Raw genomic sequence first — 23,511 nt, 5'->3', positions numbered from 1 at the left:
GCCGGTTCCCTACAGTTCGTCCACCTCCGCGAACGTCCTGCCGCCGGACAGCCTCGGGTAGCCGGGGCCGCGGTCGAAGAAGCGGTCAGCAGGCGGGCGGAGGCGGGCGCGGAGCTCGGCGGTGCCGCGTTCGTCGATGCGGTCGCCGTCCAGGACCACGCCGTAGTCGCCCAGGGCGCCGGCGATCGAGACCTTGCCGTCGCGGACGTCGGCCGCCACCGCCCGCGGGTCGCGGTCGTAGGGGGAGCCCCAGCCGCCGCCGCCCGTGGTGCGGATGCGGATCAGGTCGCCGGCCTGGACGGGGTGGTCGTCCACCAGGCCGTCCATCTCCTTGCCGGCGATCTCCACCCGGAACGGACGCCCGGCCAGGCCGCCGTTGACGCCCCAGCACGACAGGATCGACCGGTCGGCGATCGACATGTACGACGCGTCCCTGAGCATCCTGATGTGCTTGTCGTAGCCCAGGCCGCCGCGGAACATGCCGGGGCCGCCCGAGTCGCAGGCCAGCCCCAGCCGCTCCACCCGGAACGGCCAGCGCGCCTCGGCGAACTCGACCGGGATGTTGCGCGAGTCGGGGACGATGTGGATGGTGTCCTCGCCGTCGGCGTACCAGCGGCCGCCCGAGCCGCCGCCCAGGACCTCGCGCATCAGGTACGGCGTGCCGTCGGCGTCGCTGCCGTAGACGCCGGTGTAGCGGATGGTCTCCTGGTCGGCGGGCATGCGTCCGCCGGTGGCCTTGGCCAGCACCCCGGCCAGCACGCCGAGCAGGCGCAGGATGACGAACGTGCGGGCGTTGGTGGGCGCCGGGAAGACCGGGGTGAGCAGCGTGCCCTTCTCCGGGAAGACCATCCTGATCAGCGGCACGACGCCCTCGTTGACGTCGAGCTCGGCCATGCGCTCTGGCGTGTCGGCGAGGTTGCGCAGCACCGGCGCCAGCCACTTCTTCAGGAAGACGCCGTCGGCGTAGTCGCCCGCGTGGTTGATCGGGCCCTTGGCCTGGGGCGAGGTGCCGGTGAAGTCGATGGTGAGCGGCGCGTCGGCGGCGTGGTCGACGGTGAGCGTGATGCGCTGGGCGTGCAGGCGGGGCTCGTCGACGCCGTCGTGCTCGGCGTAGTCCTCCCAGACGTACGTGCCTTCGGGGATCTTGGCGAGCAGCTCCCTGCGGAAGGTCTCGGTGGTCTTGGAGACGATCGCGTCGAAGCAGTCCTCGACGGCCTGCCTGCCGTACCGGTCGAACAGCTCGCCGAGGCGGCGGGCGCCCATGAGGCAGGCCGAGCACTCGGCGTCGAGGTCGCCGGCCAGGGAGTCGGGCATGCGGGAGTTGCGGGTCATGATGCGCAGCGCGGTGTCGTTCGGCACGCCCTGGTCCCACAGCTTGATCGGCGGGATCATCAGGCCCTCCTCGTACACCGAGCGGGCGTGCGAGGGCATCGAGCCGGGCACCGCGCCGCCGATGTCGTCGTGGTGGCCGAACGCCTGCACGAACGCCACCACGGCCCCGTCGTGGAAGACCGGCACGGTGACGCACAGGTCGGGCAGGTGGCCGATGCCGCCCTCGGACAGGTAGACGTCGTTGTGGAAGTAGACGTCGCCGGGCTTCATCGTCTCGATCGGGAAGTCGCGCACGATCGGCTGGACGAGCGCGCTGTAGGAGCGGCCGGTGAGCTTGCGCAGCCGGGCGTCGTGGATGCCGGCGCGGAAGTCGTGCGCGTCGCGGATCATCGGGGAGCGGGCCGTGCGGGCGATGGCCGTCTCGACCTCCCGCTCGACGGAGGCCAGCGTGCCCTCGACGATCTCCACCAGGATCGGATCAATCACGTCGGATCTCCACATTTCCGTATTCATCCACCTTCGCGGTGAAGCCCGGGTGCACGGGGATCGTCGATCCGTACTCCTCGATGACCGCCGGGCCCTGGACGGTGGCGCCCGGCCCGAGCGCGGCCCGCTGGTGGATCGGCGTGTCGCGGGTCTCATCGAAGTGCACGGGACGGACCGAGGTGGCCCCCTCCCCCGGCTTGCCGAGCCGCCGGATCGCCGGACGGGTGATGGGACCGATGCCCGAGACGCGCAGGTTGACCCATTCGACGCCGTGGCGCGGGTCGTCGCGGTAGGCGTACCCGTACAGCTTCTCGTGGGCGTCGTGGAAGGCGTCGATCACCGTGCGCTTCCAGTCGTCGTCGAGCGGGCCCGCCGGAGCCGCGACGCGCACCTCGAACGCCTGCCCGTAGTAGCGCAGGTCGGCGCTGCGCACGTGGACCGGGTCGTCGAAGCCTTCGCGGTCGAGCGCCTCGGCGGCCTGGCCCTCCAGCTCCTGGAAGATCTGCGCGGCGGTCTTGAGCGCGAGGTCGCGGGTGACGTACGTGCGCACGTAGTCGTTCTTGACGTCGACGGTGAGCAGGCCGAACGCCGAGACGTTGCCCGGGTCGCGCGGCACGACGACGGCGGGCAGGCCCAGGATGTCGATCAGGCGGCAGGCCAGCAGCGGCCCGGACCCGCCGAACGTCACCAGCGGGAAGTCCCGTACGTCGAGGCCGCGCTTGACGGTGAGCTGCCGGATCGCGTTGCTCTGGTTGAACGCGCTGATCTCCAGGATGCCGGTCGCGGTGCGCTCGGGGCTGAGCCCGAGTTTGTCGGCCAGCGCCTCGACGCCCTGGCGGGCGGCGTCGGCGTCGAGCGGGATCTCGCCGCCCAGCAGGTGGGGCGGGATGCGGCCGAGGAACACGTGCGCGTCGGTGACCGTGACCTCCGAGCCGCCCTTGCCGTAGCACAGGGGCCCCGGATCGGCGCCGGCCGAGCGGGGGCCGACCTTCAGCGTGCCCTCGGGCGAGATCCAGGCCACCGAGCCGCCGCCCGCGCCGACCGTGACGATGTCGATCATCGGGATCTTGCACGGGTACCGGCCGACCGTGCCCTCGGTGGTCAGGGACGGCTCGCCGTCGATCACCACGGCCACGTCGGTCGAGGTGCCGCCGCCGTCGAGGGTGATCACCGACGGGTGCCCGGCCGTGGAGGCGATCAGCGCCGCGCCGAGCGCGCCCGCCGCCGGGCCCGACAGCACGGTGGTGATCGGCTGGTTGACGACCTCGCGCGCCGACAGCACGCCGCCGTTGGACTTCATCACCGAGAACGGCATGCCGAGCCGGTTGGACAGTCCGGCGATGTAGCCGCGCACGGCGGGCTTGACCGCGGCGTCCACCAGGGTGGTTATCGAGCGCTCGTACTCGCGGTACTCGCGCAGCACGTCGCTGGAGAGCGAGATCACCGCCTCCGGGTGCTCGCGCCAGAGGATCTCGCGCATGCGGCGCTCGTGCTCGGGGTTGGCGTAGGAGTGCAGGAAGCACACGCCGACCGCGGTGATCCCCTTCGACCTGAGCCAGCGCGCCGCCTCGACGGCCTGCTCCTCGGAGAACGGCCGCACCTCGTTGCCGAGGTGGTCGAGCCGGCCGCCGACCGTCCTGACGAGGTGCACGGGGACGATCCGCGGCGGTTTGACCCAGAAGTAGGAGTTGCCGTAGCCGTCCGGCACACTCTGCCTGGCGATCTCCAGGATGAACTCGAAGCCCTCGGTGGTGATGAAGCCGAGGTTGCCGATGCGGTCTTCGAGCAGCTGGTTCGTCGCGACGGTGGTGCCGTGGACGATGGAGGCGACGTCGAGCTCGCCCAGCTTCCCGATGCCCGCGACGAACCCGTCGGCCGGGTTCGCGGGCGTCGAGGGGGTCTTGGTGGTGACGATCTCACCGGTCTGCTCGTCCACCGCCACGACGTCGGTGAACGTGCCCCCGGTGTCCACTCCGATTCGGACGCTACGCATGGCTCCTCAGCTTCGGCGACGGCCGAGAACTTCGTCGATGACCCGGGGCGCGTTCTGGGTGCCGACGTAGGCCGCCAGGCGCACCACCAGCTCTTGGGATTTTGCCAGTTCGGCCTCGACTCTGGCCTTCCCCGACTGGCCGGCCTGCACGCCGAAATAGGCGCCCATGATCGTGCCCACCACCCCGGCCACGCCCGCGAACAGCGCGGCGAACTCCTTGGTGGCGAACACCGCGGCGCCGAAGGCGATCAGGATCGCGACGATGCCCGCCACGACGACCAGGAAACCGTACCGCCATCGGGTGGCGTCGGCCTGGGCGGCCGTCACGTCGTCCTGTGTCAGCATCGCGTCGAGCGTCGGTGGATTGTCGGTGACCACAGTTCCTCCTGATAGTCCAGGGGAGAAATGTCCCACGAGGTCATGGAACAAGCCAAGCCGCTAAGCTGGCCTCCTGTGACCGAACTGTCTGCCTTGTCAGCCGTGCCATCCGGAGCCCGGGACGCCGTGCTGAAGTTCTACTTCGGCCCCATGGACTGCGGGAAGTCCACTCTGGCGCTCCAGATGAACTACAACCACGGCCGCCAGGGGCGGCGCGGGCTGGTCCTGACCAAGCACGACCGCTCCGGCGGACCGAAGGTCACCAGCCGGATCGGGCTGGGCCTTGAGGCGATCGAGGTGGAGGACTCCCTCGACCTCGTCGGCCTGGTCACCTCGCACGAGCGCATCGACTACCTGATCTGCGACGAGGCCTGCTTCTACACGGTCGAGCAGATCGAGCAGCTCGCCGACCTGGTGGACGAGCACGGCATCGACGTCTACGCCTTCGGGCTGGCCTCCGACTTCAGATCGGTCATGTTCCCCGGCGCGCAGCGGCTGTTCGAGCTGGCCGACGAGGTGTGCCGGCTGCAGGTCGAGGTGTTGTGCTGGTGCGGACGCCCCGGGCAGCTCAACGCGCGCGTGGTGGGCGGGGTGCTGGCGCGGACGGGCGAGCAGGTCGTGATCGGCGACACCGACGCCTCGCCGGTGCGCTACCAGGTGCTCTGCCGCCGCCACCACCGCTCCGGCCAGCTCGGCGAGGGCGGCGCCCCGGCCTGAGCCGCGTGCCTGGCCCCGGCTTGAGCCGCGTGGCTCACACCAGCCGGTCGAGGGCGGCGTGGAACAGGCGGCGTTCGTCCTCCGGCAGGGCGGACAGGAAGGCGCGCTCCGCCTCCTCCACGGCCGGCACCGCGAGGCGCATGGTCTCGCGGCCGTGCTCGGTCAGCTCCACCGCGTTCTTGCGGCGGTCGCCCGGATGCGGCCGCCGCGCCACCAGCCGCTTGCCCTCCAGCGCGTCGACCATGGCGACCATCGTCGTGCGGTCGATGCCGAGCCGCTGGGCCGCCTCCTGCTGCGACAGCGGCTCGGGGGCGTCGATCACCGACAGCACCCCGAGCTCCCGCCCGTCGATCCCGTAGGGCGCGAGCGCCGGGCCGGTGAACTCGGCCAGGCGCAGCGCGGCATGCTTGAGCAGGTAACCAAGGCGGCGGCTCGACACCTTCCGATTGTCGCACCGCCGCGGGCGGGGCCGTTCAGACCGCGCAGTAGCCGTCGTCGTCGCAGCCGTCGGCCGGCGGGGCGAGCTGGGTGATCGGCGTCTGGCCGGTACGCTCGGCGACCTCGTCGATCGCCGCCGCGAAGGCGTCCTCGGGCTGCGCGCCCGACACCGCGTACTTGCCCTCGAACAGGAACAGCGGCACCCCGCTGACACCCAGCGCGCCGGCCCTGGCCAGGTGTTCGCGCACCTGCTCGGCGCCCTCGCCGGTGTCCTGGACGCCGACCTCGCCGGCCAGGCGGCTCAGCACGGCGGGGTCGCCGACGTTCGCGCCCTCGCCGAAGTACGCCCGGAACAGCCGGTCGGCCATCTCCTTGCCGAGCCCCTGGGCGGTGGCGGCCTCGATGAGCCGGTGGGCCTCGAAGGTGTTGGCGTTGACGGCCCGCTCGTAGTCCATCTCCAGGCCCTCTTCGACGGCGACGGCCTTGACCCGCTCGGTCATCTGCCGCGCGCCCGGCCCGAACTTGCGCTCAAGGGCCGGGATCAGCGGCTCGCCTTCGACGGGGGCGTCGGGGTTGAGCTGGAACGGGCGCATGGTCACCTCGATCGTGCCGCCCTTGGCACGGAAACGCTCGGCGGCGCGGGCGAACCTGACGTGCCCGATGTAACACCAGGGGCACACGACATCGGAGAAGATCTCGACTTTCACCCCATCGACAACCACGCGGCCCGCACGACGATTCCGCCGGCCGCGGGTCACCCGGCGGCCAGCTCCTCCAGCCGGTACGGCAGGTAGGCCGAGTCGTCCACCAGCGCGGACGCGCCGCGCCACCAGCCGAACCACTCGCCGCTGCGCCACATCCAGTCGACCCGCTCGATGGCGGCCACCACGTCGCCGACGGTCCCCCACCGCTCGCCCAGCTCCTCGCGGGTGACGCCGTGGCGGACGGCCCAGGCCCGCAGCACGCCCGCGGCGGCGGCCGGGATCTCGCGGGCGTACGGGTCGGGCTTCTCGCCGGGCAGCCGGTGGGGCCCGAGCCCGGCGGCCACCCCCCAGCTCCACTGGGCCTCGGCGGGCCTGGAGTAGCGCAGCGACTGGAAGTCGAGGTTGGACCCCAGCGCGTCGTCGGGACGGCGGGCGACGACCGCGTCGAGCCGGCCGCCCGCGTCGAAGTGCACCACGAGCCGCTGACCCGGCCGGACCCCCGGCGGCAGCTCGAAGCGGTCCTCGGCCTGCCAGGAGTTGAGGTCGACCTCGGCGACGGGCCGGCCCCAGACCTGGTCGGCGGCGTCGTCGGCGATCCAGGCGGCCAGCATCTCCAGCGCGGTCAGGTCGGTCCACGGCTCGATCGCGACGGCCGTGCGCAGCACCTCGTCGGGCGGCGGCAGCTTGCCGCCCCTGGGCCGCGTCCACCAGCCGGCGCCCAGCTCGCGGGCGCCGACGAGGAGCGCGGCGATGGCGGCCAGTTCGGCCGATCGGCGGGTGAGCGACGCGCCGAGCGCGAGCCCGAGCGCGCGGTCGGTCCGCTGGTCGCCGAACACCGGCCGCACCTCGGCGACCAGCGACTCGGCGGTGGGGCGCTCCTCCCCCAGCAGGTTGCGTACGATGCGCCTGGCTTCGTTCCGTGCGTCTTCAGCGTGTGCCTGCCGCATACCGCCACGCTACGCCGGGAGATCCTTTTCCGCGAGGGTCGTCGTGGCGCGTCCCTCAGCCGCGCCGGCCACTTGTGTCGCGGCCGAGCAGCCGGCCCACCGCGACGCCGGCGAGCGCGGCGGCCGCGCCCATGCCGAAGGCGGCCAGCAGCGCCCACGGGCGGGGCTCGGCGGGCCGCGCGGGCGGCCGTTCGTAGACCGCCGGGGCGGCCGGTGTGGTCTGCGGTGCGGCCTCCGGTGCGGTCTGGGCCGCCGGGATCGGGGGCGAGGCGCTGAGGTGGCCCTCGACGGCGGAGAAGAACTCGCCCGCCGTGCGTTTCGCGACCGAGCCGAGCATGCGCTGCCCGACGCCGCCGATCATCCCGCCGATCACCGCGTCGGCGTCGTAGTCCACCCGGGTGCCGCCGTCGATCTCGCTCAGCCGTACCAGGACGGTCGCCTCGACCGTGCCCGGCGCGCCCTGGCCGCGCGCCCGCAGCGTGAAGCTCTCGGGCGCGCGCGGCTCGGCCAGCGCGACCTCCCCCTGGTAGACGCCCTTGATGGACGCCACGCCCGCGTTGACCGTCATCCTGTAGGTGTCCGGCCCGGTCTCCTCCAGGCGCTCGCAGCCCGGGATGGTGCGCACGAGCACCGCCGGATCCTGGAGCGCGGCCCACACTCGATCTCGCTGTACGCCGATCACGGCGCTGCCCGCCACCTTCATGCGGCCACTCTAGGCACCGGTGACCGGCTGGTTAAGGGCAAGACCTGCCAGTCGGGCGACGCGTCGTGCTGATCAGGGCTGGCAAGATGGTGCTCCATGTGCTGGGGGCGTGGAACGGTCAGGGGCGGGGCCGGGCGTGGCGGGCTGGGGCCGGCCGTGCTCGCCGGGGTGCTGGTGGCGCTGGCCGCCGGGTGTGCCACCGGCGGCACCGATGGCGGCACCGGCGGGGTCGTGACCGGGCCGTCGGCGAAGCCGTCCGCGACCGGCGTCCCCACGTCCCGGCCCACTTCGCAGGGCCCGCCGGGGGCGCTGCCGCGGGCCGGCGAGGTGGGCCCGATCAGGGGCGAGCACGGCCTGCCCCCGGTGATCAGCTCGATCCCCACCAAGCGCAAGGTCGTCTTCCTGACCATCGACGACGGCTGGGAGCAGGACCCGGGCTTCGTCAAGCTGGTACGCGACCGGCGCGTCCCCATCACCGCCTTCGCCATGCGCGACGCGGTCGAGGCCAAGGGCAGCCCCGACCCGGCCGGCGGCCCCGGCCGCTACGTGGGCGCCGGCAAGTGGGGGTACTTCCGGCAGCTCCGCGACGTCCACGTGCCCGTCGAGAACCACACCCTCACCCATCCCGACCTGCGCCGCCTGGCCCTCGACGGGCAGCGCCGCGAGATCTGCGGCGCGGCCCAGGTGGTCGGCAAGGAGATCGGGACCCGGCCGGTGTTGTTCCGGCCGCCGTTCGGCAGCTACAACACCGACACGCTGCGGGCCGCCCGGCGGTGCGGGGTGAAGGCCGTGCTGCTGTGGACCGCCACCGTGCAGCCGGGCGGCAAGATCGCCTACCAGGTGCCCGACAAGCGCCTGCGTCCGGGCGACATCCTGCTCCTGCACTTCCGGCCCAACCTGGCGGCCGACTTCCGGGTGCTGATCGACAAGATCAAGCGGCGCGGCTTCGAGCTGGGCAATCTGCAGGCCTACCTCGACGCCGCGGGCGGGGTCCGCCGGGCGGGGTAGTGCGCAATCCGCCCGGCGGGTGACGCGCCGGGACGTACCCGTACGGGATCCTCGAAAAGTAGGCAGAACCGGGGGATGTGACCAACGTCGCATCGCGATGCTCTACGGCCTGTAGTACTACTACAGGTAGAAGTACTACAGCTTGTAGAGCTATGAGCGGGTGGGGATTGATGGACGCGCTTGACCTGGCACGGTGGCAGTTCGGGGTCACCACCGTGTACCACTTCTTGTTCGTGCCCCTGACCATCGGTCTGGGCATCTTCGTCGCGGGCCTCCAGACGGCCTGGCACCGCACGGGCAAGGAGCACTACCTCAAGCTCACGAAGTTCTTCGGGAAGCTGTTCCTGATCAACTTCGCCATGGGCGTGGTGACCGGCATCGTGCAGGAATTCCAGTTCGGCATGAACTGGAGTGAGTACTCCACGTTCGTCGGTGACGTCTTCGGCGCGCCGCTGGCCATGGAGGCGCTGCTGGCCTTCTTCATGGAGTCCACGTTCCTCGGCCTGTGGATCTTCGGCTGGGACCGGCTGCCGAAGAAGGCGCACCTGGCCAGCATCTGGGCCGCCGCGATCGGCTCCAACCTGTCGGCCTACTTCATCCTCGCGGCCAACGCCTGGATGAAGCACCCGGTCGGCTACGAGGTCGTGGACGGCAAGGCCAGGATGACCGACCTGTGGGCGGTGCTGACCAACTCCACGGCGGTCGCGCAGGTGCCGCACGTCATCGGGGCCGCGTTCATCGTGGCGGGCGGGTTCGTGCTGGCGGTCAGCGGCTACTGGCTGCTGCGGACGCGCGCGCCGATGTGGCGCAGCGCCGCGCGCGGCGCGCTGGTCATGACGGCGATCGCGGGGGCGGTCGTCGCGGGCACCGGCGACATGTCGGCCAAGCTGATGTACGAGCAGCAGCCCATGAAGCTGGCCGCGGCCGAGGGCCTGGAGCGCGACACCGCGGGCGCGGCCTTCTCCCTCGCGCCCGGCATCGAGATCCCCAAGGTGCTCAGCTTCCTGGCCACCAACGACCCCGACGCCACCGTCCAGGGCACCGAGGACCTGCAGAAGCGCTTCGAGCAGCAGTTCGGCCCCGGCGACTACCGGCCCGACCCGACGATCGTGTTCTGGTCGTTCCGCGTGATGATCGTGTTCGGCATGGCCACCGCGGGGCTCGCGCTGCTCGGCCTCTGGCTGACCCGGCGCAGGCGCGAGGTGCCGTCCTGGCTGGCGCGGGCGCTGCTGCCGGCGCTGCCGCTGCCGTTCGCGGCGGTGATCGCGGGCTGGCTGCTGAGCGAGATCGGCCGGCAGCCCTGGACGGTCGCCGGCGAGCTGCTGACCGCCTCAAGCGTCTCGCCCGGCGTGACCCTGGCCGAGGTCGCCATCTCGCTGACCGTCTTCACACTCCTGTACGGCGGCCTGGCCGTGGCCGAGGTCGTCCTGCTGGCCAAGCACGTGCGCAAGGGCGTCGAGGAGCGGCAGCCCGCTCCCGAGGCGCAGCCGCTCGAACCGTCGCTGATGTACTAGAGGGACCAGACCATGATCAACCTGTGGTTCGTCATCATCGCCTTCCTCTGGACCGGGTACTTCGTCCTCGAAGGCTTCGACTTCGGCGTCGGCCTGCTGGCGCCGCTCCTGAGCAGGAACGCCGCCGAGCAGCGCCAGAGCCTGCAGACCATCGGCCCGGTCTGGGACGGCAACGAGGTGTGGCTGATCACGGCCGTCGGCGCCATGTTCGCCGCCTTCCCCGCCTGGTACTCCGGCCTGTTCAGCGCGTTCTACCTGCCCGTCACGCTCATCCTGGTCGGCCTGATCGTGCGCGGCGTCGGGCTGGAGTGGCGCGGCAAGGTCGCCAACCCGATCTGGTGCGACCTCGGCATCCTGGTCGGCAGCGGCCTCCCGGCGTTCCTGTGGGGCGCGATCTTCGCCGACGTGCTGTTCGACAGCGGCCCGGCGGCCCTGCTCGGCGGCGCGTTCACGCTGACGCTCTGCGTGCTGCACGGCGCGGTCTTCCTCGCGCTGCGCACCACCGGCCCGGTGCGCCGCCGGGCCAGGACCGCCGCCATGGCCGCGGCGGCGGTGGCCATCCCGGTGGCCGTGCTGACCCTGTCGAACCTGGGCTCGCTGCCCGCCCTGGCCGCCATGGCCGCGCTGGCCGCCGCGGCGGCGCTGATCTGGCGGCGCAGGGAGGGCTGGGCGTTCGGCGCGACCGCCGCGGGCATCGTGCTGGCCACGCTGGCGGTCTTCATGGAGCTGCGCGTCGCGCCGCTGCCCGGGCTGACCCTGGCGGCGGCCGCCTCGGGACCGTACACGCTGACGATGCTGAGCTGGATCGGGCTGATCACGCTGCCGTTCGTGCTGGTCTACCAGGGCTGGACGTACTGGGTGTTCCGCAAGCGGGTCATGCTCGCGGCGGCGTAGGGCGCCTCAGCCGACCGTGCGCATCTGGTTCGTGCGGTGGTCCTTCAGGTGGAGGTCGCCGCCGAGCCGCTCCTTCAGCAGCTCCAGCACCTTGCGGCTGGACAGCACGGTCCACAGGTTGCCGACCAGGTGCGGGTTGTACTCGGGGGCGGCGTCCATCCAGGCGTCCTTGCCGGACTGGCTGGCGAACGTCGTGACGAAGAACTGGCCGTCGGCGGTCCGGCAGTAGCCCGTACGGATCTCGGCGGCGTCGACCTGCATGCGCGGCTTGCAGCCGACCTTGGCGGCGAGCTGCTCGACCGTCTGGGGCGCCGCCGCCCGCGGGGCGTTCCGGCCGGCCGCCGCCGGAGCGCCGGAGCCGCCGCCGGCGGAGCAGGCGGCGACCAGCCCGGCCAGCAGCGCGAGGACGGCCAGACGTGGAAGTGTCGTCATGTGCGGAGATACGCACGGCCCCCCGCGCCGGTTCAGCGCAGGACGACGCAGCCCCGGGCGCGCAGCAGATCGAGCACCGGCGGGTCGTCGTAGAGCTTGTTCCAGCGCAGGTCGAGCTTGCGCAGGCCGGTCAGCTCGGCGACCGCGGCGGGCAGCTCGCGCAGCCGGTTGTCGCGCAGGTCGAGATGGGTGAGGCCGGACGGCAGCGCGGGCAGCTCGCTCAGCTGGTTGTCGCGCAGGTCGAGCACGCGCAGCTCGGTCAGCGCCGCGAGGGCGGCGGGCAGCCGGGTCAGCCGGTTGCCCTGCAGGTGCAGCTCGCGCAGCCGGCCGAGCCCGCCGACGGTCTCCGGCAGCGCCTCCAGCCGGTTGTTGTACAGGCGCAGCTCCACCAGCGACGCCATCGACCCGAGCGTGTCCGGGAGCCTGGTCAGCCGGTTGTCGGTGAGGTTGAGGTAGGCCAGCCGGTCGAGGCGGCCGAGCGCGGCCGGGACGTCGGTGAACCCGTTGTCGCTCAGGTAGAGGTAGTCGGTGAGCGGCAGGTCGCCGACCTCGGGCGGGATCGAGGCGAGCCGGTTGTGGCCGAGGTCGAGCATGCGCAGCCGGGTCAGGCCGCCGATGGCCGCGGGGATCTCGGTGAGGGCGTTCTCGGCGAGGTTGAGTGATTCCAGCCCGGTCAGCTTCCACAGCCCGGCGGGCACGGAGGTCAGCCGGTTGCCGCCGAGCGCGAGGTGGCGCAGGCGCGGGCCGAGGTCGCCGGTCAGGCGCTCGATCCGGTTGCCGTAGAGGAAGAGGGTCTCCAGGCCGGGCGGGCAGTCGGGGACCTCGCTCAGCTCGTTGCCGTCGAGGTGCAGGGCGCGCAGCGCGGTCAGGCCGGACAGGCGAGGCAGCTCGCGCAGCCGGTTGCCGTCGAGCCGCAGCTCCTCCAGCCCGGCCAGCCCGGCCACCCGGGCGGGCACGTGCGTGATCTCGTTCCAGGCCAGGTCGATCGTGCGCACGTCGTCGGGCACGTCGGGGAAGCGGGTCAGGCCGGCGCCGGGAGCGAGCATGGCGCCGATCATCGCATACGCAGCCCGAACAGGTCGGACGGCGAGATGGGCATGCGGTCGATCTCGATGCCCTCGGCGTCCTCGATCGCCGAGGCGATGACCGCCGACACCGGGATCACGCCGGCCTCGCCCGCGCCCTTGATGCCGAGCGGGTTGAGCGGCGAGGGCGTCTCCAGGTGGGCGGTCTCGATCGGGGGGATCTCGGTGGCGTACGGCATGAGGAAGTCCATGAACGAGGCGTTGACGAGCTGGCCGTGGACGTCGTACTCCATGCGCTCGTACAGGGCGCCGCCGATGCCCTGGGCCACTCCCCCGTGGATCTGGCCCTCCACGATCATCGGGTTGATCAGCCGGCCGCAGTCGTGCACGACGGCGTACCTGACGACCCTGATCTCGGCGGTGTCCGGGTCGGTCTCGACGACGGCCGCGTGCATGCCGGAGGCGAACGTGGACCGGATCGGCGAGTAGAACTCCCGCCCCTCCAGGCCCGGCTCGTCGCCCTCGGCCACCGGCGGGCGGGCCGGGTCGGCCGCGCCGGAGAACTGGGTCGCCCTGGCCGTCTCCTCGTCGAAGGCGTACCGCAGCGGGTTGGCCAGCACCGCCACCGTCGAGAGCGGGATCGCGGCGGTCGGCGCGCCCACGACGTGCACCAGGCCGTCGTCGATCTCCAGGTCGGCCGGGTCGGCCTCCAGGGCGTCGGCCGCGATGCGCAGCGCCTTCTCCTTGACCTTCCGGCAGGCCAGGGCGATGGCGTTGCCGCTCATGACGGCCGCGCGGGAGGCGAAGGTGCCCACCGCGTACCCGAACCTGCGGGTGTCGCCGGTGACCACGCTGACGCGTTCGATGGGCACGCCCAGCTCGGCGGCGGCGATCTGGGCGAAGGCGGTCTCGTGCCCCTGCCCCTGGGAGGTCAGGCCGGTCGAGACGTGCACCCGGCCGTCGGAGGTGATCTGCACGTGCCCGCCCTCGTACGGGCCCACGCCCGTGCCCTCGACGTAGCAGCCGATGCCGATCCCCCGGCCCGGACGCCGCTCGAAGGAGTCCCAGCCGATCAGCTCCTTGATCATGCGGAGCATCTCCGGGTAGTTCCCGCTGTCGTAGATGAGCGGGCGGCCGTCCTGGAACGTCATTCCCTGGTCGTAGGGGAACTCGTCGGGCCGGATGAAGTTGGCCGCGCGCACCTGCGTGCGGTCCTTGCCCAGGTAGCGGGCGATCTTGTCCATGGTCCGCTCCATGCAGAACACGCCCTGCGGCCGGCCGGCCCCCCGGTACGGCGTGACCTGCACGGTGTTGGTGTAGACCGCGGTGAACTCGACCCGGTAGGCCCCCGGCTTGTACGGCCCCAGCAACTGCGTGGAGGTGACGATGGGCACGATGATCCCGTACGGCGTGTAGGCGCCGTGGTCGTGCAGGATCGTCACGTCCAGGCCCAGGACGCGGCCGTCGTCGTCGAAGCCGACGCGCACGTGGTGGATCTGGGCGCGTTCGTGCGCGGAGGAGATGAAGTGCTCCCTGCGGTCCTCGGTCCACTTGATCTCGCGGCCGAGCGTCATCGCGGCCCACGGCACCAGGATCTCCTCCGGCCACGGGTGCACGATCTTCACGCCGAAGCCGCCGCCGACGTCCGGGGCGATCACCTCGACCTGCGGCAGCGGCAGCCCGAGCGCGGCGGCGACGGCCATGCGCACGCTGGTGGAGGTCTGGGTGCTGGAGTGGACGCGCAGGTCGCGGCCGTCCCAGCGGGCGTGCACGCCGCGGCCCTCCAGCGGCATGCTGGCGCTGCGCTCGATGTCGAGCCGGAAGGCCAGCGTGTGCGGCGCGCTCTCGACGGCCTCGCGCGCCCCCCTGCCGTCGGCCCCCGGCACCTCCTGGACGAGGTGCGCCCCCACGTTCCCCGGCACGTCCTCGTGCACGAGCTGGGCGCCCTGCACCGCCTCGGCCAGGCCGACGACCGGCTTGAGCGGCTCGTAGGCGACCTCGATGAGCGCGCAGGCGTCCTCGGCGGCGTACCGGTCGGCGGCCACGACCATGACCACGGGCTCGCCGACGTGCCGGACGACCTCCCTGGCCAGCGGGTACGCCGTGCGCCCGTGGGTGAGCGCCGGGTGCGGGATCAGCAGCGGCAGCGGCCGGCCCACCCGCTCGGGCAGGTCCTCCCAGGTGTAGATCGCGACCAGGCCCGGCACGTCGAGCGCGGCGGACACGTCGATGTCGCCGACGCGGGCGTGGGCGTGGGGTGACCGGACGAACGCGGCGGCGAGCGCGTCGCGGCCCAGGTCGTCGAGGAAGCGGCCCTGGCCGGTGAGCAGCCTCGGGTCCTCCCGCCGCCGCACCGGCTCGCCGAACATCCTGGTCGTCACGGTCCCTCCCGTCGCGGCCCGCCGGCCCGCGCGCCGCTCACGACTCCTCCGCCAGCAGCTCGGCGGCGCGGTGGACGGCCTTGACGATGTTCTGGTAGCCGGTGCACCGGCACAGGTTGCCGGACACGCCTTCGAGCACCTCCTCGTGGGTGGGCGCCGGGTTGTCGGCCAGCAGGGCGGTCACCGTGCACAGGAAGCCCGGGGTGCAGAAGCCGCACTGGAGGCCGTGGCACTCGGCGAAGGCCCGCTGCACCGGTGAGAGCCCGTCCGGGCCGGCCAGGCCCTCGACGGTGGTGATCTCGTGCCCGTCCACGGTGACCGCGAAGGTCAGGCACGACCGGACCGGCTCGCCGTCGAGCAGCACCGTGCAGCAGCCGCAGACGCCGTGCTCGCAGCCGACGTGCGTGCCGGTCAGGCCGAGGTCGTGGCGCAGGCAGTCGGACAGCAGGCGGCGTCCGGGGACGCTGACCCGCCTCGCCGTGCCGTTCACGGTCAGCGTGATCTCATGTTCCACCGGTCGCCGTCCCCTCCCGTGCCGCCTCGCGCAGGGCTCGTTCGGCCAGCACGCCCACCAGGTGCCGCCGGTAGGCGGCGGTGGCGTGGATGTCCCCTTCGGGGTCGGTCCCGTCCCGCACGGTCCGCGCGACGGCCGGCCAGTCGACGTTCGCGGCCGGCCGGTGGCCGCACGCTCCGGTCACGTCCATCAGGACGGGGACCGGGCCCACGCCGACGCAGGCGACCCTGGCCGCGGCGACGCGCAGGTCGTCGTCGAGCGTGACCACGGCGCAGACGCCGGCCAGGGCGTAGTCGCCGTGCCGCCGGGACACCTCCTCGAACGCCGTCCCGGCGCGCCCGCCGAGCGCCGGGAAGTAGGCCGACACGGCCAGCTCGTCCGGCCGGACGCCGGACTCCATGGGCCCGACGAAGAACTCCCGCGCCGGCACGTCCCGCTCGGCGACGCCGGCGGCGGTCCAGCGGGCCAGCCGCACCGAGCCGCCCAGGACGGCCAGCACCGCGGGCAGCTCGGCGGCGGGATCGGCGTGCACCAGGCTCCCGACGACCGTGCCCCGGTTGCGGATCACGGGGTGGGCGACCAGCCGCAGCGCCTTCGTCAGCAGCGGGTGCGCGCCGGACCGGGCCACCCGCGAGTGCCGGGCCAGCGCGCCCACCCGCACCCCGTCGCCGCCCGCCTCCACCGTGTCCAGGACGGTCAGGCGGTTGATGTCGACGATGTGCTCGGGCGCGGCCAGCCGCATGTTCAGCATGGGGATCAGGCTCTGGCCGCCGGCCAGCACCTTGCCGGGCACCTCGGCGAGCGTCCGCAGCGCCGCCTCCAGGTCGCGGGGGGCGTGGTGGGTGAACGGCGGCGGCTTCACCCGGCCTCGCCCGGGGCCGGTCTCCGGGCCGGTCCCGGTGAGCGCCCGGCTATGACGCGCAGCAGGTGGTAGCCGCCCACCACCACGACGGTGCCGAGCGCGATGCCCTCCAGGGAGAAGTCTCCGCCGATCATGTGCGTCACCGGTCCGATCGCCAGGATGATGCCCGCGCCGATCGGGACCATGTTCACCGGGTCGGCGAAATCCACCCGGTTCTCGATCCAGATCTTGGCGCCGAGTAGTCCGATCATGCCGTACAGGATGACGGTGACGCCGCCGAGCACGCCGCCCGGCGTGGCGGCGACCAGCGCCCCGAACTTCGGGCACAGGCCGAACAGGATCGCGATCAGGCCGGCGATGTAGTAGGCGGCCGTGGAGTAGACCTTGGTGGCCGCCATGACGCCGATGTTCTCGGCGTAGGTGGTGGTGGGCGAGCCGCCGACGGCGCTGGTGACGACGGTGGCGGCGCCGTCGGCGATGATCGCCCGGCCGATGTAGGGGTCGACGTCGGTGCCGGTCATCTCGCCGACGGCCTTGACGTGGCCGACGTTCTCGGCGATGAGCGCGATCACCGCGGGCAGCACGAGCAGCACGGCGGAGAACCGGAAGTCGGGCGCGTGGAAGTCCGGCAGCCCGAACCAGTCGGCCTTGGCGACGGCGTCGAAGCTGACCCGGTCGTGCGGGAAGGCCGTGGCCACGCAGTACGTGCCCTCGGCCGGGCAGGCGGCGCCGGCCGCGTCGCGCAGGTTCTGGCCGGGCAGCACGGAGGTGACCGGCCCCGCCACCCGGTCCAGCACCCAGGACAGCGCGAACCCGGTGACCAGTCCGATGAGCACCCCGACGCGCCCGGCGAACCCCTTGAACGCCACGATCACCACGAACGTCACCAGCATCGTGATCAGCGCCACCCACTGGTCCTGCCCCCAGTAGACGTCCGCGACCACGTACGCCAGCCCGAACCCGATGAGCATCACCACCGCGCCGGTGACGACGGGCGGGAAGACCCGGTGGATGATCTGCACCCCGAGCACGTGCACGGCCAGCCCCGCCAGCGCCAGCACGAGCCCGGCGACCAGGATCGAGCCGGTCACGATGGCGTCGGCGACGCTCTGGTCGGTGCCGACGGCGGCCCTGATGGCGAACACGCCGCCGACGAACGACGCGCTGGTGCCCAGGTAGCTGGGCACCTTGCCCTTCACGATCAGCAGGAACATGATCGTCGCGACGCCGGACATCATCACGGCGACGTTCGGGTCGAGCCCCATCACCAGCGGGAACACGAACGTGGCGCCGAACATGGCGATCACGTGCTGGGCGCCGAAGCCGACCATGCGCGGCCAGCTCAGCCGCTCGTCGGGCCTGACCACCTCGCCGGGCGCCAGATGCCTGCCGTCACCGTGTCTGGTCCATCCGAAAACCATCTGCGCCCTCTCTTCCGGGCCGGCGACCGTGCCTTTGCGGGCACATTAGGACCGCTGGGATGCGGCTACACGGGCATGATCTGCCAAATATCCCGCGGTCACCAGAGCGAACCTCCGTACGGAGAAGTCGCCGGCCGGTCAGAGAGGGGGTTATCGGCCTGTTTCGGGCACCGGTTCGCGGCGCGTGGCGCGCAGCAGGTGGTAGCCGACGAGCAGCACGATCGTGCCGAGCGCGATGCCGCTGAGGGAGAACGTGCTGGTGATCGGGAACGCGACCGGCCCGATGGCGATGATGATGCCCGCGCCCACCGGGACCAGGTTGACCGGGTCGGACAGGTTCACCTTGTTCTCGATCCAGATGCGGGCGCCGAGCAGGCCGATCATGCCGTACAGGATGGTGGTGACGCCGCCGAGCACGCCGTCGGGGGTCGCGGCCACGAGCGCGCCGAACTTGGGGCACAGGCCGAACAGGATCGCGATGACCGCGGCGATGTAGTAGGCGGCCGTGGAGTAGACCTTGGTGGCCGCCATGACGCCGATGTTCTCGGCGTACGTGGTGGTGGCCGGGCCGCCGACCGAGGTGGCGACCACGGTGCCGACGCCGTCGGCCATGATGGCGCGGCCCATGTAGCCGTCGACGTCCGCGCCGGTCATCTCGCCGACGGCCTTGACGTGGCCGACGTTCTCGGCGATGAGCGCGATCACGACCGGCAGCACCAGCACGATCGCCGACACCTCGAACACCGGCCCGTGCAGCGACGGCAGGCCGATCCAGTCGGCGTCGGCGACGCCCTGGAGGTTGACGCGGAAGTGCTCGGTCACCTTGCCGGTGGCGTCGGGGGCCAGGATCTTGCCGCCCACCACGTCCCAGACCCACGACAGCACGAACCCGAAGACCAGGCCGAGCAGCACGCCGATACGGCCGAGGAAGCCCTTGAAGACCCCGATGAACACGAACGTGGCCGCCATCGTGAGCAGCGCCACCCACGGGTCCTTGGGCCAGTAGACGTCGGCCGCGACGTAGGCCATGCCGAAGCCGATCAGCATCACCACGCCGCCGGTGACGATCGGCGGGAAGACGCGGTGGATGATCCGCACGCCGAGCAGGTGGATGGCCAGCCCGCAGCCGGCCAGCACGACGCCGACGGCCAGCAGCGCGCCGGTGACGGTCGCGTCGCCGCCCCCGGCCGCCCTGATCGCCACCACGGCCCCCACGAAGGACGCGCTCGACCCGACGTAGCTGGGGATCTTGCCCTTGACGATGAGCAGGAACAGGATCGTCGCGACGCCGGACATCATCACGGCCAGGTTCGCGTCGAGCCCCATGACCAGCGGGAACACGAACGTCGCGCCGAACATGGCGATGACGTGCTGGGCGCCGATGCCGACCATCCGGGGCCAGGAGAGCCGCTCGTCAGGCTTGACGACCTCTCCCGGCGTCAGATGCTTCCCGTCGCCGTGCAGCTTCCACCCGAACACCGCGAACCCACCTCAATCTTCCGCCTGACCAGCGGCGACGTCTTCCGAAGTATGTCGGAGAGCACAATAAGGGGTGTCGCGACCATCCGGATACGGCGGGCCGTTATTGCACGTGGATCGTGAACCCGTCGCCGCTCACCACCTGGCCGGTACGGATCTTCGCCGTCTTCCGCAGCTCGACCTCGCCGTCGACCTGGACCAGGCCCTCGGCGATGAGGTGTTTGGCCATGCCGCCGGTCTCGGTGACCCCGCAGTACTTCAGCAGGTCGCACAGCGGGATGTACTCGGAACGCAGTTCGAAATCCAGATCCACGAGCCCCAAGCCTAGATGCCGCGCATGCGCAGCACGTGCAGGGCCAGGGTCAGGTTGAGCCGCAGGTGGGGGTCGTCGGTGAAGTTGCCGAGCAGGCGTTCCAGCTTCCCGATCCGGTAGCGCAGCGTGTTGTAGTGGAAGTGCAGCCGGCGGGCGGTCTCGGCGACGTTGAGGTTGGTCTCCAGGAGCACCTGCAGCGTGCGCCGCAGGTCGGCGTTCTCGGCGTCCTCGTCCCAGGCCAGCGGGCCCAGCGTCTCGCGGACGAACGCGTGCAGCTCGCCGGTGTCGTTCACCAGCGACAGCAGCCGGTAGACGCCGAGCTGGTCGAAGTGCGCGACCGCGCCCGGCCCGTGCAGCTGCCGGCCCACCCGGGCCGCCTTCATCGCCTGCGCGTACGCCTCCGGCAGCGTCCCGGCCCCCGGGCTCGGCCGCGAGGTGCCGGTCGAGAACGTCGCGGGCGGCACGTCGGCGAACGCCGAGGCGGCGTCCTTGGCCACCCTGGCGGCGTCGAGCGAGGCGTCCACGACGGCGACGACCTCGTGCGAGAACCCGGCCACCGCGCCGCGCGGGTCGTGCCGCCGCACGGCCGCCGTCCAGCAGGACACCAGCCGGTCCTGGGCGCTGCGCTCGTCGCCGTCGGGGTCGAGCTCGGCCACCAGCACGGTCACCGGCCGCGCCAGGTCCCAGCCGAACGCCCTGGCCCTGGCGTCGACCCGCTCGGGCGTGCCGGCCCGGCCGGTGAGCACGTCGCGCAGGAAGTCGGCCCGGTACTTGCTCTCGACCGCGTTGACCGCCTCCTGCCGGGTCACGACCAGCGCGGCGACGGTGGCGGCGCGTTCCAGGATGCCGATGTCGCTGTCCCGGATCGCGCCGGTGGCGCTGTAGGCGACGATCCGGCCGTGGTGGTGGCCGCCGGCCAGCACGGGGGCCGAGGCGAACGCCCTGCCGCGGCCCGGCGTGTCGGCGGACCGCGCGGGCGGCGGGCCCTCACGGGAGATCGACTCGCGCAGGGCGGCGACGTGCTCGGCCGCCCCGGCGGTGGCCAGGACCCGGCCGGAGCCGTCCACGGCGGCCACGGCCACGTCGAGGAGCTGGGCCACCTCGGCGGCGACCTCGTTGAGCCCGCCGCCGGCCAGCACCACGTGGACCAGCGCCCGGTGCGCCTCCTCGGCGCGGGCCAGCACGGCGGCCTGGCGGTTGAGTATGTCGGTGAGCACCTGGTTGAGGATGTCGTCGAAGCCGACGTCGTTGGGCAGCAGGATCAGCGGGAAGCCGAGCCGGTCGGCCTGCTCGGTCATCTCGGCGGGCAGCTCGTCCACGTACCGGCCGAGCTTGATCGCCAAGGCGGCCAGGCCGCGTTCGTCCAGGTCGGCGACCAGGCGGCCGAGCGACTGCGGCGTGTTGCGCAGCGGGTAGCCGGTGGTCAGCAGCAGCTCGTGCGGCTTGACCCAGGCCAGGATGTCGGGCACCTCCATGACGTTGAGCCGCTGCACGATGCGCCCGAGCCCGCTCTCCCCCGCGATCAGCCTGGCCTCGGCCAGCGTCGAGACGCCGAGCACCTCCCCGACCGAGACGCCATGGATGATCGTTCCGGTGCTGGCCAGACGCACGGGGGGCTCCATGTGGTGATTGTGACTCCCCGGATGGTCTGTCAGGAAGAGCCAACCTTCCCGCTGACTGTTGGCAAATTTCTCCGTACGGAGGGTTCTCCGGCCGTTCTACGGTCAGGACCAGGGTCCGATGGGAGGTTCGGTGACCGTCAGTACTCATGCGCGGCGTGCCCGGGTCCGCGTGACGGGCGCGGCCAGCACCGCCGTGCGCCCCGTGCTGGAGGCCCCGCGCAGCCCGGCCCGGGTGCTCGCGGCGTTCTCCGCGGGGATATACCTGGAGGTCAGGACCGACTGCGAGCCTTCGGTGATCGCCCTCATCACCGGCGAGGCGGCCCGGCTGCCCAACTCGGTGTTGCTGGCCACGCCGCTGCCGAAAGTCACGGTGGGTGACGACGCCTCCGTCGGCGACCGCGGCATCGAGCTGGGCTCGCTGAGCCTCGGCGTGCGCCGCTGGTGGGACCCGGCTCCGGCGCTGGGCCCGATCGACCCGCTGAGCCTGGCCGACGTCGTCCTGGACGGCCCCGGACGGCCCGGCCTGGCCGGCAACGACGCGGTCGAGCTGCTGGCGCGCAGTTGCGCGCAGGCCCGGCTGCTGGGCGCGGTGACGGCGGCGGAACGGCTCGTGGGGCTCGGTCCCGGGCTCACCCCGAGCGGCGACGACGTGCTGGCCGGGCTGCTGGTGACGCTGAGGCACCTCGGCACGGCGACCGGCACGCGGCGGGCGGTCTGGCTGGCCGACTGGCTGGCGGCGACCGTCACCTACGACGCGCGCACCCGTACGACGCCGATCTCGGCGACGTTGCTGCACTGCGCGGCCAGGGGCGAGGCCAGCCCTGAGGTGACCGGCGTGCTGCGCGGCATCGCGGGCAGGCAGGCGCTCGAACCGGCGCTGCGGCGCTTGCACCGACTCGGCCACACCTCGGGCGCCGACCTCGCCCAGGGCATCTCGATCGGGCTCGCCTCGGTCCGGGCGTTGAGCGGGCGCCCGTGAGCGACGACCTGATCCAGCTGAGAAAAGGGACGTACCACGACTCCGTCACCTTGATGCGAATAAGTCGTGCGCTGACCGAAATGCCGGGCGTGGAGGTGGCGATGGTGGCCATGGCCACCGAGCTCAACCTCGCCATCGTCCGCGACCTCGGCTTCGAGCCCCCGCCCGCGGGCCCCGGCGACCTGCTCATCGCCCTGCGCGGCGCCGACCCCGCACGGGCCGTCGAGGAGCTGGACGCCCGGCTGACCGCGCGGGCCGCCACCACCGCCGCCACCGCCGCCACCACCAGGGCCGCCACAGAGTCCGGGGAGCAGCCGCCGCGCACGACCTTTTCGGCCGCCAGGACGCCGGCCGATCTGGTCCTGGTGTCCGTGCCCGGCGAGCACGCCTTCTGCGAGGCCCGCGACGCCGTCGAGGCCGGACTGCCGGTGATGATCTTCAGCGACGGCGTGCCGCCGGCCCAGGAGCGGTGGCTCAAGGAGCTGGCCGAGGAGCGCGGCGTCCTGGTCATGGGGCCCGACTGCGGCACCGCCTCGATCGCGGGCGTCGGGCTCGGCTTCGCCAACGTGCTGCGGCCGGGGCCGGTCGGCCTGGTCGCCGCCTCCGGCACGGGCGCCCAGCAGGTGTCCTGCCTGCTCGACTGGGCGGAGGCCGGGATCAGCCACATCCTCGGCGTGGGCGGCAGGGACCTGTCGGCCGAGGTCGGCGGGCTGGCCACGATGCGCGCCCTGCGACTGCTCGACGACGATCCGGCCACCGAGCTGATCGTGCTGGTCGGCAAGCCGCCCGGACCCGGCGTGGCAGGGGCCGTCCGGGAGGTGGCGGCCGGGCTGCGCACGCCGGTGGTGGAGGCGGTGCTGCCGGAGACCGACCTCACCGAGGCCGCCGGGCGGGCGCTGCGGGCGCTGGGCCGCGGCGTGCCCGGATGGCCGTCCTGGCCGGGGGCGCTGCGCGGGGAGCCGCGCAGTGTCAGGGGGCTGTACGCGGGCGGCACGCTGTGCGCGGAGGCCGCCGTCCTGGCCGGGCCCGGCGAGTTCACCGACTTCGGGGACGACGCCTACACCAGGGGACGGGCGCATCCGATGATCGATCCGACGCTGCGCCTGGAGGCCCTGTCGCGGGTCCGGGCGGACGAGGTGGTGCTCATGGACGTCGTCCTCGGCCACGCCGCCGACCCCGACCCGGCGGCCTCGCTCGCGCCGGCCGTCGCCCGTACGCCGGCCACCGTCGTGGTGGCGCTGGTCGGCAGCGCGGGCGACCCCCAGGACCTGCACCGGCAGGCGGCGGCGCTGCGCGAGGCCGGGGCGGCCGTGTTCGTCTCCAACGCCGAGGCCGCCCGCCACGCCCGGAGCCTCCTGTGACCCCGCCC

Annotated in this window: 22 protein-coding genes; 6 read left to right on the top strand and 16 right to left on the bottom strand. The window is 72.6% G+C overall.

Features of this window, described 5'->3' with window-relative positions; translation table 11 throughout:
* Nucleotides 1-9: 9 nt before the first annotated feature.
* The 3 genes from ACFYUV_RS02840 to ACFYUV_RS02830 are packed head-to-tail and all read right to left on the bottom strand — an operon-like array spanning nt 10 to nt 4,189.
* A complete protein-coding gene (locus tag ACFYUV_RS02840; RefSeq protein ID WP_387664198.1) occupies nt 10-1,818 on the bottom strand; it encodes a hydantoinase B/oxoprolinase family protein in 1,809 nt (602 codons plus the stop codon).
* Complete coding sequence (locus tag ACFYUV_RS02835) at nt 1,811-3,811, bottom strand: hydantoinase/oxoprolinase family protein (RefSeq protein WP_387664196.1); 2,001 nt, start codon at nt 3,809-3,811, stop codon at nt 1,811-1,813. The genes ACFYUV_RS02840 and ACFYUV_RS02835 overlap by 8 nt, the downstream gene beginning before the upstream one ends.
* 6 nt (nt 3,812-3,817) lie before the next feature.
* Complete coding sequence (locus tag ACFYUV_RS02830; protein WP_357992394.1) at nt 3,818-4,189, bottom strand: hypothetical protein; 372 nt, start codon at nt 4,187-4,189, stop codon at nt 3,818-3,820.
* Nucleotides 4,190-4,291: 102 nt separating this feature from the next.
* Between ACFYUV_RS02830 and ACFYUV_RS02825 the strand changes: the two genes are divergently transcribed.
* A complete protein-coding gene (locus tag ACFYUV_RS02825) occupies nt 4,292-4,906 on the top strand; it encodes a thymidine kinase (protein WP_352322400.1) in 615 nt (204 codons plus the stop codon).
* 34 nt (nt 4,907-4,940) lie between these two features.
* Here ACFYUV_RS02825 and ACFYUV_RS02820 read toward each other — a convergent pair whose 3' ends face one another.
* The 4 genes from ACFYUV_RS02820 to ACFYUV_RS02805 are packed head-to-tail and all read right to left on the bottom strand — an operon-like array spanning nt 4,941 to nt 7,698.
* Nucleotides 4,941-5,345 (bottom strand): MarR family winged helix-turn-helix transcriptional regulator, encoded by a 405-nt coding sequence (locus tag ACFYUV_RS02820; RefSeq protein ID WP_387664194.1) that lies wholly within the window; start codon nt 5,343-5,345, stop codon nt 4,941-4,943.
* Between the two features lie 34 nt (nt 5,346-5,379).
* The gene (locus tag ACFYUV_RS02815) at nt 5,380-6,051 is read right to left on the bottom strand and encodes a DsbA family protein (protein ID WP_387664192.1); all 672 of its coding nucleotides are present in this window, start codon (nt 6,049-6,051) and stop codon (nt 5,380-5,382) included.
* Between the two features lie 47 nt (nt 6,052-6,098).
* Complete coding sequence (locus ACFYUV_RS02810; RefSeq protein WP_387664190.1) at nt 6,099-6,995, bottom strand: hypothetical protein; 897 nt, start codon at nt 6,993-6,995, stop codon at nt 6,099-6,101.
* Between the two features lie 55 nt (nt 6,996-7,050).
* Nucleotides 7,051-7,698, bottom strand: a complete 648-nt coding sequence (locus tag ACFYUV_RS02805) for a carbon monoxide dehydrogenase subunit G (RefSeq protein WP_387664188.1) — start codon at nt 7,696-7,698, stop codon at nt 7,051-7,053.
* A gap of 96 nt (nt 7,699-7,794) precedes the next feature.
* Between ACFYUV_RS02805 and ACFYUV_RS02800 the strand changes: the two genes are divergently transcribed.
* The 3 genes from ACFYUV_RS02800 to cydB all read left to right on the top strand — a co-directional run bounded on the left by ACFYUV_RS02800 (nt 7,795) and on the right by cydB (nt 11,114).
* On the top strand, nt 7,795-8,706 hold the full coding sequence (locus tag ACFYUV_RS02800) for a polysaccharide deacetylase family protein (RefSeq protein ID WP_387664186.1): 912 nt from the start codon (nt 7,795-7,797) through the stop codon (nt 8,704-8,706).
* A gap of 170 nt (nt 8,707-8,876) precedes the next feature.
* Nucleotides 8,877-10,220, top strand: coding sequence for a cytochrome ubiquinol oxidase subunit I (locus tag ACFYUV_RS02795; protein WP_387664184.1), 1,344 nt, complete (start codon nt 8,877-8,879; stop codon nt 10,218-10,220).
* 12 nt (nt 10,221-10,232) lie between these two features.
* On the top strand, nt 10,233-11,114 hold the full coding sequence (gene cydB, locus ACFYUV_RS02790; RefSeq protein ID WP_387664182.1) for a cytochrome d ubiquinol oxidase subunit II: 882 nt from the start codon (nt 10,233-10,235) through the stop codon (nt 11,112-11,114).
* Between the two features lie 6 nt (nt 11,115-11,120).
* Here cydB and ACFYUV_RS02785 read toward each other — a convergent pair whose 3' ends face one another.
* From ACFYUV_RS02785 to ACFYUV_RS02745, 9 genes are all read right to left on the bottom strand, one after another.
* Nucleotides 11,121-11,546, bottom strand: a complete 426-nt coding sequence (locus ACFYUV_RS02785) for a hypothetical protein (protein WP_387664180.1) — start codon at nt 11,544-11,546, stop codon at nt 11,121-11,123.
* A gap of 32 nt (nt 11,547-11,578) precedes the next feature.
* The gene (locus ACFYUV_RS02780; protein ID WP_387664178.1) at nt 11,579-12,592 is read right to left on the bottom strand and encodes a leucine-rich repeat domain-containing protein; all 1,014 of its coding nucleotides are present in this window, start codon (nt 12,590-12,592) and stop codon (nt 11,579-11,581) included.
* An 8-nt stretch (nt 12,593-12,600) separates the two neighbouring features.
* Nucleotides 12,601-14,952, bottom strand: coding sequence for an aerobic carbon-monoxide dehydrogenase large subunit (cutA, locus tag ACFYUV_RS02775; RefSeq protein WP_387664176.1), 2,352 nt, complete (start codon nt 14,950-14,952; stop codon nt 12,601-12,603).
* Nucleotides 14,953-14,989: 37 nt separating this feature from the next.
* The gene (locus tag ACFYUV_RS02770) at nt 14,990-15,466 is read right to left on the bottom strand and encodes a (2Fe-2S)-binding protein (protein WP_357964812.1); all 477 of its coding nucleotides are present in this window, start codon (nt 15,464-15,466) and stop codon (nt 14,990-14,992) included.
* Nucleotides 15,456-16,328, bottom strand: a complete 873-nt coding sequence (locus ACFYUV_RS02765; RefSeq protein WP_387664173.1) for an FAD binding domain-containing protein — start codon at nt 16,326-16,328, stop codon at nt 15,456-15,458. Before ACFYUV_RS02765 ends, ACFYUV_RS02770 begins: the two co-directional genes overlap by 11 nt.
* Nucleotides 16,325-17,749: a uracil-xanthine permease family protein gene (locus ACFYUV_RS02760; RefSeq protein ID WP_387664171.1), complete on the bottom strand. Its 1,425-nt coding sequence runs from the start codon at nt 17,747-17,749 to the stop codon at nt 16,325-16,327. The genes ACFYUV_RS02765 and ACFYUV_RS02760 overlap by 4 nt, the downstream gene beginning before the upstream one ends.
* A gap of 150 nt (nt 17,750-17,899) precedes the next feature.
* On the bottom strand, nt 17,900-19,228 hold the full coding sequence (locus ACFYUV_RS02755) for a solute carrier family 23 protein (RefSeq protein WP_358284878.1): 1,329 nt from the start codon (nt 19,226-19,228) through the stop codon (nt 17,900-17,902).
* A gap of 103 nt (nt 19,229-19,331) precedes the next feature.
* A complete protein-coding gene (locus ACFYUV_RS02750) occupies nt 19,332-19,541 on the bottom strand; it encodes an RNA-binding S4 domain-containing protein (protein WP_352363868.1) in 210 nt (69 codons plus the stop codon).
* Between the two features lie 11 nt (nt 19,542-19,552).
* Nucleotides 19,553-21,163 carry a PucR family transcriptional regulator gene (locus ACFYUV_RS02745; protein ID WP_387664168.1) on the bottom strand — a complete coding sequence of 537 codons (1,611 nt, stop codon included), beginning with the start codon at nt 21,161-21,163 and terminating at the stop codon, nt 19,553-19,555.
* A 130-nt stretch (nt 21,164-21,293) separates the two neighbouring features.
* Here ACFYUV_RS02745 and ACFYUV_RS02740 point away from each other — a divergent pair, with 130 nt between their 5' ends.
* Both ACFYUV_RS02740 and ACFYUV_RS02735 read left to right on the top strand, forming a co-directional pair.
* Entirely contained in the window at nt 21,294-22,142 is an 849-nt protein-coding gene (locus tag ACFYUV_RS02740) for a DUF2877 domain-containing protein (RefSeq protein WP_387664166.1), read from the top strand.
* Nucleotides 22,139-23,503: an FdrA family protein gene (locus ACFYUV_RS02735; protein ID WP_387664164.1), complete on the top strand. Its 1,365-nt coding sequence runs from the start codon at nt 22,139-22,141 to the stop codon at nt 23,501-23,503. The genes ACFYUV_RS02740 and ACFYUV_RS02735 overlap by 4 nt, the downstream gene beginning before the upstream one ends.
* Nucleotides 23,504-23,511 lie beyond the last annotated feature (8 nt).

The organism is Nonomuraea sp. NPDC003560, assembly GCF_042878785.1.
Classification (GTDB): domain Bacteria; phylum Actinomycetota; class Actinomycetes; order Streptosporangiales; family Streptosporangiaceae; genus Nonomuraea.
Note: the sequence above shows the minus strand (reverse complement) of the source record. Positions and strands in the feature narration are given on the sequence as shown.

What these genes read in the sequence shown, in the direction of transcription:
- ACFYUV_RS02835 (WP_387664196.1), bottom strand. Translation starts at nt 3,811, where the DNA reads ATGCGTAGCGTCCGAATCGGAGTGGACACCGGGGGCACGTTCACCGAC.
- ACFYUV_RS02810 (WP_387664190.1), bottom strand. Translation starts at nt 6,995, where the DNA reads ATGCGGCAGGCACACGCTGAAGACGCACGGAACGAAGCCAGGCGCATC.
- ACFYUV_RS02805 (WP_387664188.1), bottom strand. Translation starts at nt 7,698, where the DNA reads ATGAAGGTGGCGGGCAGCGCCGTGATCGGCGTACAGCGAGATCGAGTG.
- ACFYUV_RS02800 (WP_387664186.1), top strand. Translation starts at nt 7,795, where the DNA reads ATGTGCTGGGGGCGTGGAACGGTCAGGGGCGGGGCCGGGCGTGGCGGG.
- ACFYUV_RS02795 (WP_387664184.1), top strand. Translation starts at nt 8,877, where the DNA reads ATGGACGCGCTTGACCTGGCACGGTGGCAGTTCGGGGTCACCACCGTG.
- cydB (WP_387664182.1), top strand. Translation starts at nt 10,233, where the DNA reads ATGATCAACCTGTGGTTCGTCATCATCGCCTTCCTCTGGACCGGGTAC.
- ACFYUV_RS02785 (WP_387664180.1), bottom strand. Translation starts at nt 11,546, where the DNA reads ATGACGACACTTCCACGTCTGGCCGTCCTCGCGCTGCTGGCCGGGCTG.
- ACFYUV_RS02780 (WP_387664178.1), bottom strand. Translation starts at nt 12,592, where the DNA reads ATGCTCGCTCCCGGCGCCGGCCTGACCCGCTTCCCCGACGTGCCCGAC.
- ACFYUV_RS02760 (WP_387664171.1), bottom strand. Translation starts at nt 17,749, where the DNA reads ATGGTTTTCGGATGGACCAGACACGGTGACGGCAGGCATCTGGCGCCC.
- ACFYUV_RS02745 (WP_387664168.1), bottom strand. Translation starts at nt 21,163, where the DNA reads ATGGAGCCCCCCGTGCGTCTGGCCAGCACCGGAACGATCATCCATGGC.